Origin of the sequence: Hadarchaeum sp. (SeqCode), assembly GCF_038871235.1 — an archaeon.
Classification (GTDB): Archaea; Hadarchaeota; Hadarchaeia; order Hadarchaeales; family Hadarchaeaceae; genus Hadarchaeum.
This window is the reverse complement of sequence record NZ_JAVZIN010000001.1, coordinates 135,461-150,507: the sequence shown is the minus strand read 5'-3', so window position 1 is coordinate 150,507 and position 15,047 is coordinate 135,461. Positions and strand designations below refer to the sequence as shown.

The 15,047-nt window shown below is 46.0% G+C and carries 16 protein-coding genes; 13 read left to right on the top strand and 3 right to left on the bottom strand.

All coding sequences use genetic code 11. The features are described from left to right. The coding region (locus QXT02_RS00850) for a thiamine pyrophosphate-dependent dehydrogenase E1 component subunit alpha (protein ID WP_342811428.1) at positions 1 to 681 on the bottom strand (681 nt) is incomplete at its 3' end. Between the two features lie 245 nt (positions 682 to 926). On the opposite strand from QXT02_RS00850, the gene QXT02_RS00845 reads away from it, so the two are divergent. The 4 genes from QXT02_RS00845 to QXT02_RS00830 are packed head-to-tail and all read left to right on the top strand — an operon-like array spanning position 927 to position 4,185. Continuing rightward, entirely contained in the window at positions 927 to 1,760 is an 834-nt protein-coding gene (locus tag QXT02_RS00845; RefSeq protein ID WP_342811427.1) for a branched-chain amino acid ABC transporter permease, read from the top strand. Beyond that, positions 1,747 to 2,751: a branched-chain amino acid ABC transporter permease gene (locus QXT02_RS00840; protein ID WP_342811426.1), complete on the top strand. Its 1,005-nt coding sequence runs from the start codon at positions 1,747 to 1,749 to the stop codon at positions 2,749 to 2,751. The genes QXT02_RS00845 and QXT02_RS00840 overlap by 14 nt, the downstream gene beginning before the upstream one ends. Next, on the top strand, positions 2,748 to 3,473 hold the full coding sequence (locus QXT02_RS00835) for an ABC transporter ATP-binding protein (protein WP_342811425.1): 726 nt from the start codon (positions 2,748 to 2,750) through the stop codon (positions 3,471 to 3,473). The genes QXT02_RS00840 and QXT02_RS00835 overlap by 4 nt, the downstream gene beginning before the upstream one ends. A 1-nt stretch (position 3,474) precedes the next feature. Beyond that, the gene (locus QXT02_RS00830; protein ID WP_342811424.1) at positions 3,475 to 4,185 is read left to right on the top strand and encodes an ABC transporter ATP-binding protein; all 711 of its coding nucleotides are present in this window, start codon (positions 3,475 to 3,477) and stop codon (positions 4,183 to 4,185) included. 196 nt (positions 4,186 to 4,381) lie between these two features. Here the strand turns inward: QXT02_RS00830 and QXT02_RS06740 are convergent, their stop codons facing one another. Next, the gene (locus QXT02_RS06740) at positions 4,382 to 4,600 is read right to left on the bottom strand and encodes an SDR family NAD(P)-dependent oxidoreductase (RefSeq protein ID WP_404980400.1); all 219 of its coding nucleotides are present in this window, start codon (positions 4,598 to 4,600) and stop codon (positions 4,382 to 4,384) included. Between the two features lie 155 nt (positions 4,601 to 4,755). Here QXT02_RS06740 and QXT02_RS00825 point away from each other — a divergent pair, with 155 nt between their 5' ends. From QXT02_RS00825 to QXT02_RS00800, 6 genes are all read left to right on the top strand, one after another. After that, positions 4,756 to 5,865: an ABC transporter substrate-binding protein gene (locus QXT02_RS00825; protein ID WP_342811423.1), complete on the top strand. Its 1,110-nt coding sequence runs from the start codon at positions 4,756 to 4,758 to the stop codon at positions 5,863 to 5,865. Positions 5,866 to 5,925: 60 nt separating this feature from the next. After that, positions 5,926 to 6,822: an ABC transporter permease gene (locus tag QXT02_RS00820; protein WP_342811422.1), complete on the top strand. Its 897-nt coding sequence runs from the start codon at positions 5,926 to 5,928 to the stop codon at positions 6,820 to 6,822. Between the two features lie 4 nt (positions 6,823 to 6,826). After that, the gene (locus tag QXT02_RS00815; protein WP_342811421.1) at positions 6,827 to 7,603 is read left to right on the top strand and encodes an ABC transporter permease; all 777 of its coding nucleotides are present in this window, start codon (positions 6,827 to 6,829) and stop codon (positions 7,601 to 7,603) included. Between the two features lie 114 nt (positions 7,604 to 7,717). Then, positions 7,718 to 8,245: a CFI-box-CTERM domain-containing protein gene (locus QXT02_RS00810; RefSeq protein WP_342811420.1), complete on the top strand. Its 528-nt coding sequence runs from the start codon at positions 7,718 to 7,720 to the stop codon at positions 8,243 to 8,245. A gap of 160 nt (positions 8,246 to 8,405) precedes the next feature. After that, positions 8,406 to 8,582, top strand: a complete 177-nt coding sequence (locus QXT02_RS00805) for a CxxC-x17-CxxC domain-containing protein (protein WP_342811419.1) — start codon at positions 8,406 to 8,408, stop codon at positions 8,580 to 8,582. Between the two features lie 245 nt (positions 8,583 to 8,827). Next, on the top strand, positions 8,828 to 9,538 hold the full coding sequence (locus QXT02_RS00800) for a rhomboid family intramembrane serine protease (RefSeq protein WP_342811418.1): 711 nt from the start codon (positions 8,828 to 8,830) through the stop codon (positions 9,536 to 9,538). Between the two features lie 656 nt (positions 9,539 to 10,194). On the opposite strand, the gene aroA is transcribed toward QXT02_RS00800, so the two are convergent. After that, positions 10,195 to 11,484: a 3-phosphoshikimate 1-carboxyvinyltransferase gene (aroA, locus tag QXT02_RS00795; protein ID WP_342811417.1), complete on the bottom strand. Its 1,290-nt coding sequence runs from the start codon at positions 11,482 to 11,484 to the stop codon at positions 10,195 to 10,197. A gap of 92 nt (positions 11,485 to 11,576) precedes the next feature. Between aroA and QXT02_RS00790 the strand changes: the two genes are divergently transcribed. The 3 genes from QXT02_RS00790 to QXT02_RS00780 all read left to right on the top strand — a co-directional run bounded on the left by QXT02_RS00790 (position 11,577) and on the right by QXT02_RS00780 (position 15,023). After that, a complete protein-coding gene (locus QXT02_RS00790; RefSeq protein ID WP_342811416.1) occupies positions 11,577 to 13,085 on the top strand; it encodes a trimethylamine methyltransferase family protein in 1,509 nt (502 codons plus the stop codon). A gap of 3 nt (positions 13,086 to 13,088) precedes the next feature. After that, the gene (locus QXT02_RS00785; protein ID WP_342811415.1) at positions 13,089 to 13,748 is read left to right on the top strand and encodes a B12-binding domain-containing protein; all 660 of its coding nucleotides are present in this window, start codon (positions 13,089 to 13,091) and stop codon (positions 13,746 to 13,748) included. A gap of 132 nt (positions 13,749 to 13,880) precedes the next feature. Continuing rightward, on the top strand, positions 13,881 to 15,023 hold the full coding sequence (locus QXT02_RS00780) for a PotD/PotF family extracellular solute-binding protein (protein ID WP_342811414.1): 1,143 nt from the start codon (positions 13,881 to 13,883) through the stop codon (positions 15,021 to 15,023). The last annotated feature ends 24 nt before the right edge of the window (positions 15,024 to 15,047 follow it).

The window sequence follows — 15,047 nt, the reverse complement described above, 5'->3', positions numbered from 1 at the left end:
ACCTTCTCGGGCTCTTTTTACCGCGTCTTTAAATGCGTTATATACTTCTAGGACATCGTTTCCATCTACAGTTACACCAGGCATCCCGTAAGCTTTGGCGCGATCTGAAATTTTTTCACACAGCATCGCATTTTTCACGCACATAGAAATCGCATACATATTGTTTTCAACAACAAAAATGACGGGCAACTTCCATATAGCGGCTAAATTTAAGCCTTCATGGAAAGTTCCTTCCTCCGCGGCTCCGTCCCCCATAAAGCAAATCGTTACTTGGTCAGTTCTTCTCAATTTAGCTGATAACCCTGAACCGGTTGCGATCACCGTTCCAGCACCTACAATGGCGCTGGCAAAAAGAGCGCCGCTTTCATAATCACTTATGTGCATCGAACCGCCTCTCCCCCTGTTATAACCAGTTTCTTTGCCGAAAAGCTCAGCAAACATTTTGGATAAATCCAAGCCCCAAGCAATCATGTGTCCGTGGGCGCGATGCGTGCTTATTAAATAATCGCCTTTTTTTACCACATTACGCATACCGGCTGGCACAGCTTCTTGGCCAATTGACAAATGCAGAAATCCCGGTATTTTCCCCTTCGCGAAAAGTTCACCTACTTTTTCCTCAAATCTTCTAATTTTCACCATTGTCTTGTATTTATCAATTAGTTCATTCACTGAAACTTCCATTTAATCATTTTTTTATGTATTCTCTGCTTTTTAACGTTTTTTGTTTTTATTTTCTAAATCAAATTTATTTTAAAATCCTGATAGCAAATTTTTGTAATAAAAATAATCACAGCCTCTAGTGTGCATCGATTCTAAATCGTCTAACTATTGGCAGTTTTAAGGGATTAAAATTTGGCAAAAGCTTAATAAATGTTACTGGCAAGAAAATTAAAGATGCAATGTTAGAAGTACTATTCCAAGCTATCATGAGTGGACTGGTCAATGGCCTAATATATGCAATGATTGCACTTGGGTTATCGATTATTTACGGAGTAATGGATTTGATAAATTTCGCGCATGGAGAGTTTGTAATGTTAGCGATGTACTTTGTTTTTTGGTTCGTTTCTTTTCTAGGGGTAGATCAAACTTTGGCGTTTTTACCATTGTTACCAATTTTCTTTCTTTTTGGTGTTTTAATTTATTATGGCATGCTTAATCGGACGATGGGAACTCCTCTTTCCCAAATTGCGCTGATGATGGGTGTTGCAATGATCATACGTTCTTTCGTTCAAATAGTTGGTGGTACAGCACCCAAAGGTTTGCCTTCATCGTTTATGTTTGGTATTTTAAATATTGGCGCCTTTACAATTACTTATTCACGTTTGGCAACGGCCTTGGTAAGCGTGGCGTTGTTGATAATCATTCATTTATTTTTAACTAGAACATACACAGGACTTTCTATGTTAGCGGCCTCCGATGACAAAACAGCCGCTTATCTGATGGGGGTTAATGTTAAGCGGGTTTATGCTCTGGCATTTGGGATCGGTTTGGCTTTGGTCACGATTCCAGCTGCTTTTTTGATGACATATCAACATGCAGATCCATCTTCTTATGTAAGATTTGGCTTACTTAGTTGGTGCATAGTAGCGCTTGCTGGATTAGGTAGCATATCTGGAATAGTTCCTGCGGCGATTATCGTTGGTATCGCCGAATCTTTAGTGGTTACCTTTGTAGCCCCTGAAGCCCACGTCTTGCCGATATATTTGCTTTTCATATTGGTCATATGGCTCAAGCCGAAGGGGCTGTTTGGGAGGAAATGATATGAAATCCAAGCAGTTTGCTTCGGCTTTTATAGTATTTGCTTTAATACTCGGCTTGATACCTGTTTTAGTTGGGTTCAATGAATATTACACGTTGCTTGCAACTGTCGTGTTAATTTATGGAGTAATTGCTACAGCTTGGAATATCATGGGGGGAATTGCTGGACAGTTGGATCTGGGAGCAACTGCTTATTTGGGTCTTGGAGCCTATGTAACGGGAACTCTGTTGATTAGATGGAATATTACACCGTGGATTGGTATGTTCTTCGGCGCAATTATTGCCGCAGGATTTGCCGTGGCGGTTGGATATGTAATGTTTCGCTACGGGGTAAAGGAGATATGGTACGCGCTTTCGACGTTGGGCCTTGTTGAGATCTTGCGAGTAGTTTTCATGTTGTGGAAAGAGGTTGGTGGTCCATTGGAAAGATATTTGCCTCGATCTAGAACAGATGAATTTTATTACATGAGTTTTGGATCATATATTCCATATTTTTATATTGCTCTAGCATTTTTGTTAGTTGCATTTTTAGTTAATTATCGATTGAGATACTCTAAAATCGGATATTCGATGTTGGCTTTAGGCAGTAATGAAGATGCTGCGGAAAGCTTAGGAGTTGATACTCGCAAGACAAAGTTAAAAGGATTATTAATTTATTCGTTAATCGTCGGGGCATTTGGTGGTTTTTACGCATGTTTTTGTAGCTTTATTCAACCTGGGACCGATTTCAACATGGACTTTGCACTTGAGATAGCGGTTCTGGGAATAGTTGGTGGATTGGGAACATATTATGGACCATTACTTGCGGCGGCAATATTGGTCACTCTTAAAGAACTTTTGAGAGCAACTTTTGGGACTATAGTACTTGGTATTTATCCAGCGATTTTTGGCTTGGCTATAGTATTGATAATATTGTTTAGGCCTGAGGGTTTGAGTTACATTCTTAAAAATGTTTATTTAAAAATCAAGAAAAAATTGAGAGGTTCAATATGAATAGCGATATTATTCTTGAAACGAGAGAGATAGTTAAGAAGTTCGGTGGAATAGTTGCTTTAAATAATGTGAACATTGAGATTGAAAAAGGCAAAATAACTGGACTTATTGGTCCGAATGGAGCGGGCAAATCGACTTTATTGAATGTCATTTCAGGGTTTTTAAAGCCAGATCATGGAAGTGTTGTATTTAAAGGGAGGGACGTAACTGGCTGGCTGCCTCACAGAATATGTAGTTTAGGTCTGGCGCGCACTTTTCAGATAGTAAAACCATTTTTGAATTTCACCGTTGAAGAGTCTCTTTTAATAGGCACGCTAAAAAAACGGAGCGGTAGCGAGGCACAAGAGTTGATTGATCACGTGCTGGAATATTTCGAGTTGGACGAATTAAGATCGAAGCGCTGTAAAGAACTTAACGTGACACAATTGAAAAGATTGGAGCTAGCGAGGGCAATGACGACGGAGCCCGAACTCTTGCTTTTAGACGAGCCAGGTGCGGGACTAAATCCTAGTGAAGCAAGTAAGTTTATGAAGATGATTAGGGAGATCAATCGAAAAAAGAAAATTACCATTCTCATCATTGAGCACGTGATGCCAATAATAATGGGGCTTTGTGAAAATGTGTATGTGCTTCACTACGGTGAAATAATAGCGAAAGGATGCCCCAGAAGCGTCTGTAAAAATAAACAGGTTATAAATGCTTATTTGGGGGAAAAGTGGTAGAATGGATTTATTGAGAGTTGTGAAATTAACTTCAGGATATGGCGAGTCGCCGATATTAAACCAAGTTTCTTGTGAGGTTGCTGATAAAAGCCTAGTTGCAATTGTAGGTTCTAATGGGGCGGGAAAAACGACCCTCCTTAACACAATTTCGGGAATTTTGCGCCCATACTCGGGAAAAATTTACTTTAAGGGCAAAGAAATAAACGGCTTGCCACCTCATGAGGTCGCGCGGTTGGGGATTTCCCATGTCCCTGAAGGGAGAAAGATCTTTCCAAATTTATCCGTGTTAGAAAATCTCAAGATGGGAGCATACCTAGCAAGAGAAAACATGAAAAATGGCACGTTGAAGAAAGTTTTTGAGATGTTTCCCATCCTAGAAGAAAGGAAAAGTCAACCAGCAAAAACGCTGAGCGGAGGAGAAGCACAAATGCTAGCCATCGCTCGAGGATTGATGCGTGGTCCGTCCCTTTTAATGCTGGATGAGCCGTCTTTGGGATTGGCGCCCAAAGTGGTCGCTGGTGTTTATGATTCCATTAAGGCAATAAAAGAAAATGGGGTATCCATTCTTTTGGTGGAGCAAAACATACGCTATGCTCTTGAAGTTGCAGACAAAGCATACGTTCTTGAGAATGGTAAAATAGCGATGCAGGGAAAAGGACGTGAGCTCCTCAAGAATAAAAACATCAGGAAACATTATTTGAGTCTTAAGTAGCACCAATGGTATTTGGTACAGTCAACCGCAAGGGCTTTGGTTAACATTTTTGCGGCACCTTTTGATGTATCATAAACATGGTCAGGTTCTGGAAAAGCAACCACCCCCGCGATTGGTAAAGGGATTATGATTGATTCGCATTTTGATTTTTTCGTGGCAGGCAAAACATATTTACAACTCAAAGGTTCCCTCATATTTATATCCAGAATTTTGTTTTAATTTTCAAAAGCCAGCGCTGTATTTTTAAGATTAATATGCCAGGGTTGTTAACTAAAATATTTATTTTTCCGTATTTTCTCGTTATCTCACCAACTATTTTTTGCCGCTCTTCTGCGCGCGTTACATCTAACTTTATAAATTCAGATCTTTCTCTGTTCAGCTTAATTTCTTGGGTGACTTTTTCTCCACCTTCAATTAAGGTATCAGTTCAATTACTGTGGCACCATTAAGTGTATGTTCAAGAGCAAGATTACATGAGAAACTCTGATTGATTAATGAACCCTTATTGAGTTTTTAATTTTTGGAAGATATGCAAAAATGTTTATAAATGAGTAGGCAAAATGAAAAACGATGAAAAGGAGTATCGTGATAGCGGCAATAGTAGTGATAGTGATCGTGGTAGGGGCAGCAGTTTGGATTGTAGGTCAACCGTCACCAGCGGCAGAGAAACCATCGAGCATTGTCGTCAGGGCTTGGGGCGGAGGCTGGCAATACGCGCTACATGAATCGGTTGGTAAAGCCTTTGAGGAGGCCACGGGTATAAAGGTGGAGTACGATTACACTGAAGACAGTGAATTACAAACACGACTTCGTGAAATAATTCCAGCCGGGCAGACACCTCCAGTGGATGTGAACTGGACGATATCAACTAACTCCTATCTGGAAGCACAATGGGGCCTTGTTTCGCCAATGTCTCTCTCTGAGGTTCCGAACCTCGCCAACATGCGACCCGAGGCAAAGCCGGGCGCCGATGCGATGGCACCCTACGGCGACAAATGGCCCTACGTCAACGTTTACGCCTACTCCTACGTTCTGGCGTACGTGCCGAGCTTGGTGTCGAAAGTGCCGGATTCTTGGTGGGTGCTTTGGGAGCCACAGTACAAGGGCAAAATAGCGATGTACGACGACGGGATAGGATTCCACGCAGTTCTGGCTAGACTGGCGGGCGTTGAAATGAGTGAAGTCTTGGCTCATCCGGAGAAGATGGAAGCGGCTTGGGACTTGCTTAAGACTTTGGCTCCGAACATCGGCGGACTTGGTGAGGACCCAGATTTTTCCATGTGGATCGAGAGGAAAGAGATGGCGCTTCTGGTAACCATATTGACCAACGTCTTTGAGGCGAAGAGAGCCGGAGCTGAAGTGGCTTGGGTAGTTCCAAAGGAGGGTGTGGAAGTACATACAGACTCTATGGAGGTTGTCAAGAATCTACCGCCCGCGCGTGATTACTGGGCCAAGCAATTTATAAACATCGCCTGTGATCCTGTGGTCCAGGGCAAGTGGGCGGAGCTTCTCGGATGCCCACCCCTGGCAATGGGTGCAACTATTCCTGAGTACATGAAAGGAGACCCTGCCTTCCCGACTGAGCCCGAGCACTGGCGAATGAATATCTTTGTACCAGAAAACGTGTTGGCAAAATACCAGAAAGAGTGGTTCGCAAGGTTCCAAGAGATCACCGGTTGATGTCGTGGCAATTCCCCTATCAACGGGCACGCGGCGTGCATAGGAGATTAGAGTGACATGGTGGAAGAGAAAGGCACAGTTTCGCTTAGGGAAAAAATGTATGCTTGGGCAAAGAAAAGAACGGGTTATTTGTTAATCCTCCCGGCAATAATAGCCGTAGGAATAATGGCGGTTGGACTTTTTTATTTTTCTTTAATTAGTTTTTTTAAATATGATATCATCCAAATATTTGTTCCGGCGTTTACTCTCGAAAATTACGTAAGGGTATTCACCACTGAGGGAGTCATAAACTCCTTCATCAGAACCTTTACTTTGACCACGATAACCTGTATCCTGTGTCTTCTCATCGGGATTCCCTATGCCTATTTTATGGTGAGGACAAAATCATTGTTCCTCAAGAGAATTTTGCTGTTGATGACGTTGGTGCCATTTTTCATCGGTGAGATTGTTAAGGCTTATGCATGGTTGATAATCCTTGGAGAGAGGGGCCTGCTGGGATCAGTGACCCTACAGCTTTTTCACAGCCCCGTAAGCTTGATTAACACTCCATATGCGGTTTTGATGGGTTTATTGCACATGTTACTACCGATGACGATTCTGCTCATAGCCCCGTCAGTGACTGCAGTCAGCGAGTATACTGAGATGGCGGCCCAGAATCTGGGAGCAACACCAAGACAATGCTTTTTCCACGTGGTACTACCCCAGCTGAAACCAGGCATTCTCGGTGCGCTGATAGTTACCTTTGCTATTGGTGCCACCGAGTATGCGAACCCGGACCTTTTGGGCGGTGGCGTGTTTGACTTTGTAGCCAATGTGATGTACATGATGATCTTCAATGCAGTAAACTATCCCTATGGTGCGGCCATGGGTGTCGTGCTTGTCATCACGTTGTCAGCTATCGTCTACATAATACTCAGGTTAGGAAAAATAGGGAACATCTTCATCAGAGGTAGGTGAGAGTTTGAAATGGTATACCAAGATCTTTCTGGCAGGCGTGGTGATGTTTTTTGTTCTTCCGCTGGTGATTGTCTTGATCTGCTCTTTTACTAGCGCCCCACGGGTGAGCTTTCCTCCTGAGGGGTTCTCGACTCAGTGGTATTTTACTGCGCTGGCGTCGCCGTGGTTTCAGGCAGGTTTAAAGAACAGTTTAATTGCCGCCACTTTCTGCACTATTCTGGCCGTACCCATCGGCATGCTGGCCTCGTATGGGCTTCTCCGTTACAAAATAAAGGCAAGGAACACCATCCAAGTTTATCTCCTACTTCCGTTCACCGTTCCACTGGTGGTGCAGGGAATCTCACTTCTGTTCATATATGCGCGCGCCGGGATGGTGGGGAATATTTTAGGCATCGGTTTTGCCCTGATGGAAATAAATCTCCCCTTCATGCTTTGGGCGGTCTCTTCCGCCGTCAATCGCATGGATCCCAATCTGGAAAACGCTTCGATGAGCTTGGGTGCCAATGAAATCCACACCTTTTTGCACATCACTATTCCGGCTCTTCTGCCAGGAATAATGTCAGGAGGACTTCTTATGTTTGTTTTAGGTCTGAATGAGTTTGTGACCAGCCTTATGTTGACAACGATTTGGTCGGCCACGCTTCCCATAAGCATGTACACCAGAATCAAAACCGCCATCACGCCCGACGTTGCCGCGGCAGCGTCGATATACATCGTCATAGCGATCATTGCCATAATTATACTGGACAAAACGGTGGGCATCGAGTCCTACCTGAAGTAATCTTTTTAGTTTAGGTAAGACAACAAATCACTTTTCATCGAATTTTAATTTGTGGCAAGATGACAGCGACCAATAGTTTAATAAAAGGTCGGACTCAATAAATCACTGATTCAAATGGCTAAGGAGCAAGAGAAGGAGGCCAAAGGCAAGGATAGTGAGGTTAAAAAGGAAGAGAAAAAGGGGAAGAAAAAGTACACCGAGGTGGACCCAAGAACGCTTATCTCTGTCCCCACGATCCTTTGTCCCATGTGTGGGCTCCCCATGGAGATAAAAGGGAGGAAGGAGGTGGAAAAGACAGCGAGAACTCTGAGGGGTAAGACCACTAGAAAGGTTCCCCATCTAGTCTACCAGTGTGCCAAGGATAAGACGGAATTTAATCTGAACCTTGAGCGCCGTGGGGGCGGCTGCTTCATCGCCACCGCAGCTTTCGGGACATCAATGGCGCACGAGATAAACGTGCTTAGGTCTTTCCGGGATAACTATCTAATGCGGGAAAGTGCGGGCAGGGGTTTCATCTCCTTGTATTACAGAGTTTCACCAACCGTTGCGAAGCTGATTAGCAGGTCACGGGCACTAAAGTTTATCACGAGGATGCTGTTGTTACCTATAGTAAAAGCGGTCCAAAGAACACTTGGCCTTTGAAGTTGACTTCTTTTTTAATTTTCAGGGCAGACCGAGCCCTATTTAAGCAAGGAGAGACAACGAAGTTCAAGATACGTGGGGTCTCCTTGTGAGACGCAGGAAAAATAGTTGAAACTGTTTTTCCGTAACGTATCCGAGAAAAAATAGGAGAGTTAGTAAAATGGCATATGGCGGAAGATACGGTGGGCCAAGAAGGTTCGGGCCAAGGGAAATGCACAAGGCAACCTGTTCCGATTGCGGTGCAGAGACCGAGGTTCCCTTCAAGCCGACCGAGGGCAGACCTGTTTACTGCAGGGAATGCTTCCAGAAACGCCGGGGATCAAGGCGTGGCCCGTAATTTGTTAAGAATTAGGGCAACCAAAACCCCGGATGTTGGTCGTGGTTCCAACAGGATCACGCCAAAAGTTGGACGGCGGTCCCGAGGGTTAGAAAAACCTCAATGTTTGGGATGTCGCCCCCAACAGAAAATTTTATTTTTTGATTTTATAAGATTCAAAGCTTTTTCTGCTTTTCCAAGCGGCACCTCGGCGATTTCTTGGCATCTTTTTTAGCCTATTGACAAAAGGAATAGCGGTAGATGGTATGAGTAAAACCAACCGCTTTCTTGCCGGGTTCCGCCCGGTCCTCGAGGCGTTGGTGATTTTTCTCACATTGAACTTCGGCGTCTTCGTTGTGCTTTCATTCTGGCCACATTTGCTCGGATGGTTATGGCTCTCTGCCGACCGCCCGTGGGGCATCGTGACCTCGGTCTTTTCTCACGTGGATTTAGATCACATCTCCAGCAATATTGTGGGGTTTGTTTTCGCTGCGGTTTTATTCGTATTAATCAACCTGAATAAATCCGAGAAGACAAGGCGCCGCTTGAGCAGCCGATTTCTACTGCTGGTATTCGTTGCAGGATTCGCTGCCAATCTTCTGCAGTATCCTTTTCTCTTGGCTAAACTAGGCAAGTCATCATACGGCGCCTCCGGAATTGTTTACGGTTCTCTGGGCATCGTTTTTTCATGCGCCCTCCACGATCTACCCTCTAATGCTAGATTTATTGCAGGGCAACGCAGGCGCTTGAGGAGCAGAAAGAAAAAACAGAGCGTTTTCAGGTTAGACCCCAACACGTTGAAATTTTTTTCCAGCGTGCTTGCCGTTTCGCTGGTCATTTCTCTGTTGTTTTTGGTTATCTTCGACATCGGCAGCTTCCTGAACGTTGCGCCGGAAGTAGATGTCTTCGCTCACGGAGTTGGTTTTTTAATCGGTTTTGTAGTTTTCACAGGTTTTCAACTATTCAATATAAAATAGTTATTAGAAAGGACACCTTGTTGTCTGATATAAAATTAAATTTCAGTTTATGTGAGCGGTGGATTAATAATCGATGGTTATCCAACGACGGACGGTAAAAAAGGTTCGTTGGTAATGGTTGCGGCCGAAGCTGATTGAGTCAGTTGCGCAGTAATCTCGATGTATTTTTCTTCATGATTTTTGACTGATTGTTATCTGCGATGGCGGGATTCAATTTTCATCCCTGTGGCCCACAGGTTCCTACGGCTTTTCTATCTGGGACCAAGTTTTCGATGTATCCTTAGCAATTTTGCCATTTGGCTTTGATTGGAGGTCTTAGACAAGAGGGATAAAGTATCAGGGCTGTTGAAAACCCTTGCGCCATTGTTTATAATGATGATCCCCTTCTTTCTCCTTCCCTATGTGGCCGATCACAGCATCTGATAAAAAAGACCTCGAGGGATGATACCTTTTACGTTTTAGCTAACACGGCATACTTTTTGGTCGGTATTGTTACTTGGTGGTCAAGACGAGGTTTAGAATGTTTCTTCTTTCAGGTCTTTTCTCGGCGTTTCTCTTTCTACATGTCGTGCTTCACATTTCAATGTTCCCCGATTTTTATCGGATATGAGCAAAACCGCTATTTGTTTAATGGGGCAGAGGAAATCAGAACCCACCTATTTTATTAGTTCGATTTTTGCCCCCAGCTTGCGCATGTCGTCAATGAAGCTAGGGTATGAGACCGGGATGTTATCAACGTTTTCAACTATTGTTTTACCACGAGCGACTAGGCCAGCAACGGTGAAGGCCATGGCCATTCGGTGGTCATCGTATGATCTCAACGTTGACCCTTGAAGATATTTCGCTCCTTCTATTTTCAGCTCATCAGGTAGCTCGGTAGTCTCCACGCCAAGTTTACGCAGCTCTGTAGCCAGCGCACGGAGCCTGTCTGTTTCCTTGAACCTCAGATGCGGTATATTGGTCAGCCGTGTTTCTCCATCCGCGACTGAACCGATAACCGCGAGGACGGGTACCAAGTCGGGATTGTCACCGCAATCGGCCTCGATGCCGTTGAGCCCTCCTTCTCCGCTGACCTCAACGGCGTCCTTGAACACCCTAACCTCGGCGCCAAACTCTTTCAGCAGCGGCACGATGCGTTTATCTCCTTGGGCCCCCTTAATATCTAAGTTGTTTACTTTCACCGTGGAGCCAGTTATCGCGGCGGCCCCGAGGGGAAAGGCCGCCGAGGAGAAGTCCCCAGGAATGGTCAGATTAATCGGCTTCAGGACTTGCCGGCCCGGTATTTTGAAGGCCTTGAATTTGCCGTCGTGCGTTATTTTTGCCCCCGCCATCTCAAGCAATTCTAGGGTAATCTCGACGTACGGCTTCGAGCGTAGCTCTCCGGTTATGGTGAGGTTGACATCCCCTCGCGCGTATGGGGCGGCAAGCAAAATGGCCGAGATGAACTGGGAGCTGATGCTTCCGGTGATCTCGACATCTCCTCCTTCTAGTTCTCCAGCGACGATAACAGGTGGCCTGCCATCCTTTCCCTCACACTTGGCCTTGGCACCGAGTTCAGCCAACGTTTCAATCAGTGGGCCCATCGGTCGCTGCAGGATCGACTGGTCACCGGTGAGTTTAGTGGGTTGAGGGGAGAGGGCAGCGATGGCGCTCATCATCCTAATGGTAGTTCCCGAGTTGCGCGCGTCGATAAATCTTTTGCGCGGTTTTATGTTGCCACCAGTACCGCGTACTCTCCAGGTGTTGCCTTCTTGAATCACTTCGGCACCCATCTCCTTCACCGCCTCAATGGTGGCCATGGTGTCGTAGCCGATGAGCGGATTTTTTATAACGCTTTCTCCATCGGCGAGCAGCGCTATCATGAAGGCGCGGTGGGTGTAGGATTTCGACGGCGGCGCGGTTATTACACCCGAAAGTTTCGAGGGACGGACGATTAGCGCGCTCATGTTTCACCAGCCAGATATTGTTTCTTTTTGAATAAAGAGATAATCGGTCAGTTTGAAAATGAGGTCAGCCCAGTCACAAAAGTTATTTTAAAATGCGGTTTAAAGAGATGGTTGGAACGATACCGGTAGGTTTCATGAAGATCGGTGAAAGAAAGCTGAAGCTTCTTCGCGTCTTTGATGACGAGGAGGCCGATAGAATTCACGCGCTTTCGCTGACTTTGCTTCAGAATCTCGGCGTTAAGGTCATCAGCGAAACGGCCCTGAATCTTCTTGAAGGATCAGGAGCAGAGGTGGATCGGAATAAACGCGTTGCCAAAATCCCTGCCCATTTAGTTGAAGAAGCACTACGAAAGGCGCCCAGATCAGTTACCCTTTATTCTAGGAACCCCAAGCTTGACCTGCACGTGGACGGAGCCCACATTTTTAACATAACCGACGGGGTGGCCTCTCACGTAATTGATCTTGAAAGCGGAGAGAGGCGCCCTGGTTGCAAAGAGGATCTGTGCAGGGCCGCGCAGATTGTTGATTTTTTGGAATATATGAACGCGATTTTTACCCCTCTGACGCCTCATGACACGCCGCTTCACTCTCACATACTGCATGAGTTTGATGCTGTGCTTAACAACACTGAAAAGCATTACTGTGCTGGGGCAATAGATGATCACAGGGCGATTCCATATCTTGTGGAGATGATGGCGGAGATCGTGGGCAGCGGAGAGGAGATCAGAAAAAGACCCATCATGTCGGCTTGTACCTGTTTGGTAAGCCCGCTAATCATACCCCGAGAAGGCATCGATCCCTTTCTTGAGCTGGCTAAGTACAATGTGCCGATTAGTATTGTTTCGATGCCCATTCTGGGGGCAACCGCTCCGGTAACGGCGGCGGGGTCAATTTTAATAGGAAACGCGCTGATACTGGCCTGTTTAACGATCTTGGAATTGGCAAATCCCGGGCTACCGGTGATGTACGGCTCCTTCCCCCTCACTCAGGACATGAGACGAGGAGGAAATTCGGGAGCCTCTCCGGAAGCCCTTTTGGTGATTGCTGGGCATAATCAGATGGGCAGATATTATGGCCTCCCTGTATATTCGGGAGGAACGACCACGGCTTCCAAGCTGCCAGACGCCCAATCCGCGTATGAAAAGGCGTTGGGGGGATTTATCTCGGCAATTACGGGAGCGGACATAGGTGCTGGAGACATAGGTATTTTGGAGAACTACAACACGCTTTGTTTCGAGCAGATGGTGATAGACTACGAAATTGTCACCATGATGGTGAAGCTTCTGGAAGGAGTGGGGATTAGCGACGAGACGCTTGCCTTGAACACGATTATGAGGGTCGGCTGTGATGGCCACTACCTTACCGACAAACACACCTTGGCGCACTTCCGGGAAACTTGGGAGCCGATGATTTCCGACTTTAGGCCTTACGATGTTTGGCTGAAGGCTGGCGGCAGATCGGCGACGGAGGCGGCTAGGGAAAGGGTTAAAACAATTCTCAAGACGCATGTGCCGGCACCTCTTGATCGGAGCGTGAGGGAAAGACTTGGTGAAATCTTGAAAAGGGCCGATAAGGAGCTGGCCAAGGCGACGGCGGGTTAACACATGAGCAGCGATAAATCGGAATTAGAACAAAAAATTAGAGAGGTCGTGTACAGACTTGACGAGCTGGAGATTTGTAATCTCGCCAAGCAGCTGATGGATCAAAATGTGAACCCTCTGGATGTCATAAATGCCTTTGCCCGCGTCCTCAGAGAGATGGGAGATAAGTATGAGCGCGGCGAACTTTATCTAATCGAGTTAATTGCCGCGGGTGAAGGTTGCAGAAAGGCGATAATGGATATCGTGGAGCCAAAGCTCAGGCAGCTTGGCGTGAGCAGGGAGACGTTAGGTAAGGTCATCTTGGGGACGGTGGAAGGCGATATTCACGATATTGGAAAAAACATAGTTGCGGCGATGCTCTCCACAGCAGGTTTTGAAATAATTGACTTGGGTAGAGACGTGCCAATCGGAAAGTTCGTTGAGGCCGTCAAAAAGCATCGACCGCAGATAGTTGGCCTTTCAGCCCTGATGACCATAAGCATGATCAATCAGGGGGAGGTCATCAAGGCGCTGGAAAAAGAGGGGCTACTTAAGGAAGTTAAGGTAGTCATTGGCGGAGCGCCAACATCAAAGCATTGGGCCGAGAAAATCGGGGCAAACGCCTATGCTTCCGATGCCATCGAAGCCGTTTCCGTGTGTAAGGAATTGGTCACCAAAACATAAATTTGAAGTTTTGAGTTTTTCAAGGATATTAACTGGATCTAGAATTGTCGGTAGAAAAGGGGAAGGACAAAATGCTTTATAAATGACGTTTGGAAAGTTATTAACGTGAATAAGAAATATCTGGCTGCAATAGTGGTGGTAGTAGTAATCGTCGTTGGCGTTGCTGCACTTTATCTAATGACACAGGGTCCGAAGAGGGCTGGTGAATTAAAAGTCTGGACATGGGCTGGGTACGATCTGCAGACGATGGGGGAATATGGCATTTGGGATGATTTTATCGCAGCCCATCCGGGTCTGAAAGTATCGGTTACCAACTTCCCTGATGAGGAATCGGCCTTGGCTAGAGTAGCAGTGGGGGATCGGTTTGACGTTTCCAACTACGGAGGTTACCGCACGCATCTAATTAGGTACTTGGAACTCGGCGCACTGGAACCGCTGGATTTGAACCTTATCCCCAATTACAAAGATGTGCATCCCTTCTTCAAGCAGTTGACCGAAACAGTTGGCAGGAAGGATGGCAACCTCTATGTCGTGATAACAGACATGGGAATGACTTCGATCCTCTACCGAAGAGACTTGATCCAAGCTGCAGGATTGCCGGAACCTGACAGCTGGTCGGTTCTCTGGGATCCAAGATATGCCGAAGTTGGCATAGCCATGTACGATGCACCTTCGGAGATAGGAGGCCCCATCTTTGATGCTCTGTTTTCCGTAGAGGACTTCAAGAACCCGAGTGATGCTCAACTGGCGGCCTGGAAAGACGCGGTAACGAAGGCATTTCGTCAGGCAAAGATCATTTATGACGATCAGTACGAGCTTTATGAGAGCCTCAAATCAGGCGAGGTGGCCATCGCAACCATGTGGACGGAAGTGTACGCGATGGGCCTTGAGGACGGGCTGGATGTGGTCTACTTGGGTCTCACACCAGGACACGATTATAGGCAGGGGGAAGCGCTCTTCATCTGGCCCTACTGTATGAATGTGGGTCAGGGTGCAAAAGAAAGAGGAACGTACGAACTTGCGCATGACTACATCAACGCGTTTCTGGATCCCAGATTGGGCCAATTCCTTACCAACGTTTATTACTATGCATCCACGAACACAAAGGCATGGGAAATTGCAGATCCAGAGATTATCCATCTGCTGGGGCTTGACAACCCGGACGCGTTGCTGAGTAAGGGAATTTTCTATAACTGGGAGCATCCAGATCCAGAAATCTGGGACAGGTACTTTGAGGCGTGGACAGAGGCTAAAACAGCTGCCGGTGTTGGATAGAATCACAGGCCAACGGCAAAGGTG

Coding starts and splice junctions, on each gene's coding strand:
- QXT02_RS00830 (WP_342811424.1), top strand. CDS start 3,475: ATGGATTTATTGAGAGTTGTGAAATTAACTTCAGGATATGGCGAGTCG.
- QXT02_RS00790 (WP_342811416.1), top strand. CDS start 11,577: ATGCGGTTTAAAGAGATGGTTGGAACGATACCGGTAGGTTTCATGAAG.
- QXT02_RS00810 (WP_342811420.1), top strand. CDS start 7,718: ATGGCTAAGGAGCAAGAGAAGGAGGCCAAAGGCAAGGATAGTGAGGTT.
- aroA (WP_342811417.1), bottom strand. CDS start 11,484: ATGAGCGCGCTAATCGTCCGTCCCTCGAAACTTTCGGGTGTAATAACC.
- QXT02_RS00835 (WP_342811425.1), top strand. CDS start 2,748: ATGAATAGCGATATTATTCTTGAAACGAGAGAGATAGTTAAGAAGTTC.
- QXT02_RS00800 (WP_342811418.1), top strand. CDS start 8,828: ATGAGTAAAACCAACCGCTTTCTTGCCGGGTTCCGCCCGGTCCTCGAG.
- QXT02_RS00785 (WP_342811415.1), top strand. CDS start 13,089: ATGAGCAGCGATAAATCGGAATTAGAACAAAAAATTAGAGAGGTCGTG.
- QXT02_RS00805 (WP_342811419.1), top strand. CDS start 8,406: ATGGCATATGGCGGAAGATACGGTGGGCCAAGAAGGTTCGGGCCAAGG.
- QXT02_RS00825 (WP_342811423.1), top strand. CDS start 4,756: ATGAAAAGGAGTATCGTGATAGCGGCAATAGTAGTGATAGTGATCGTG.
- QXT02_RS00845 (WP_342811427.1), top strand. CDS start 927: ATGAGTGGACTGGTCAATGGCCTAATATATGCAATGATTGCACTTGGG.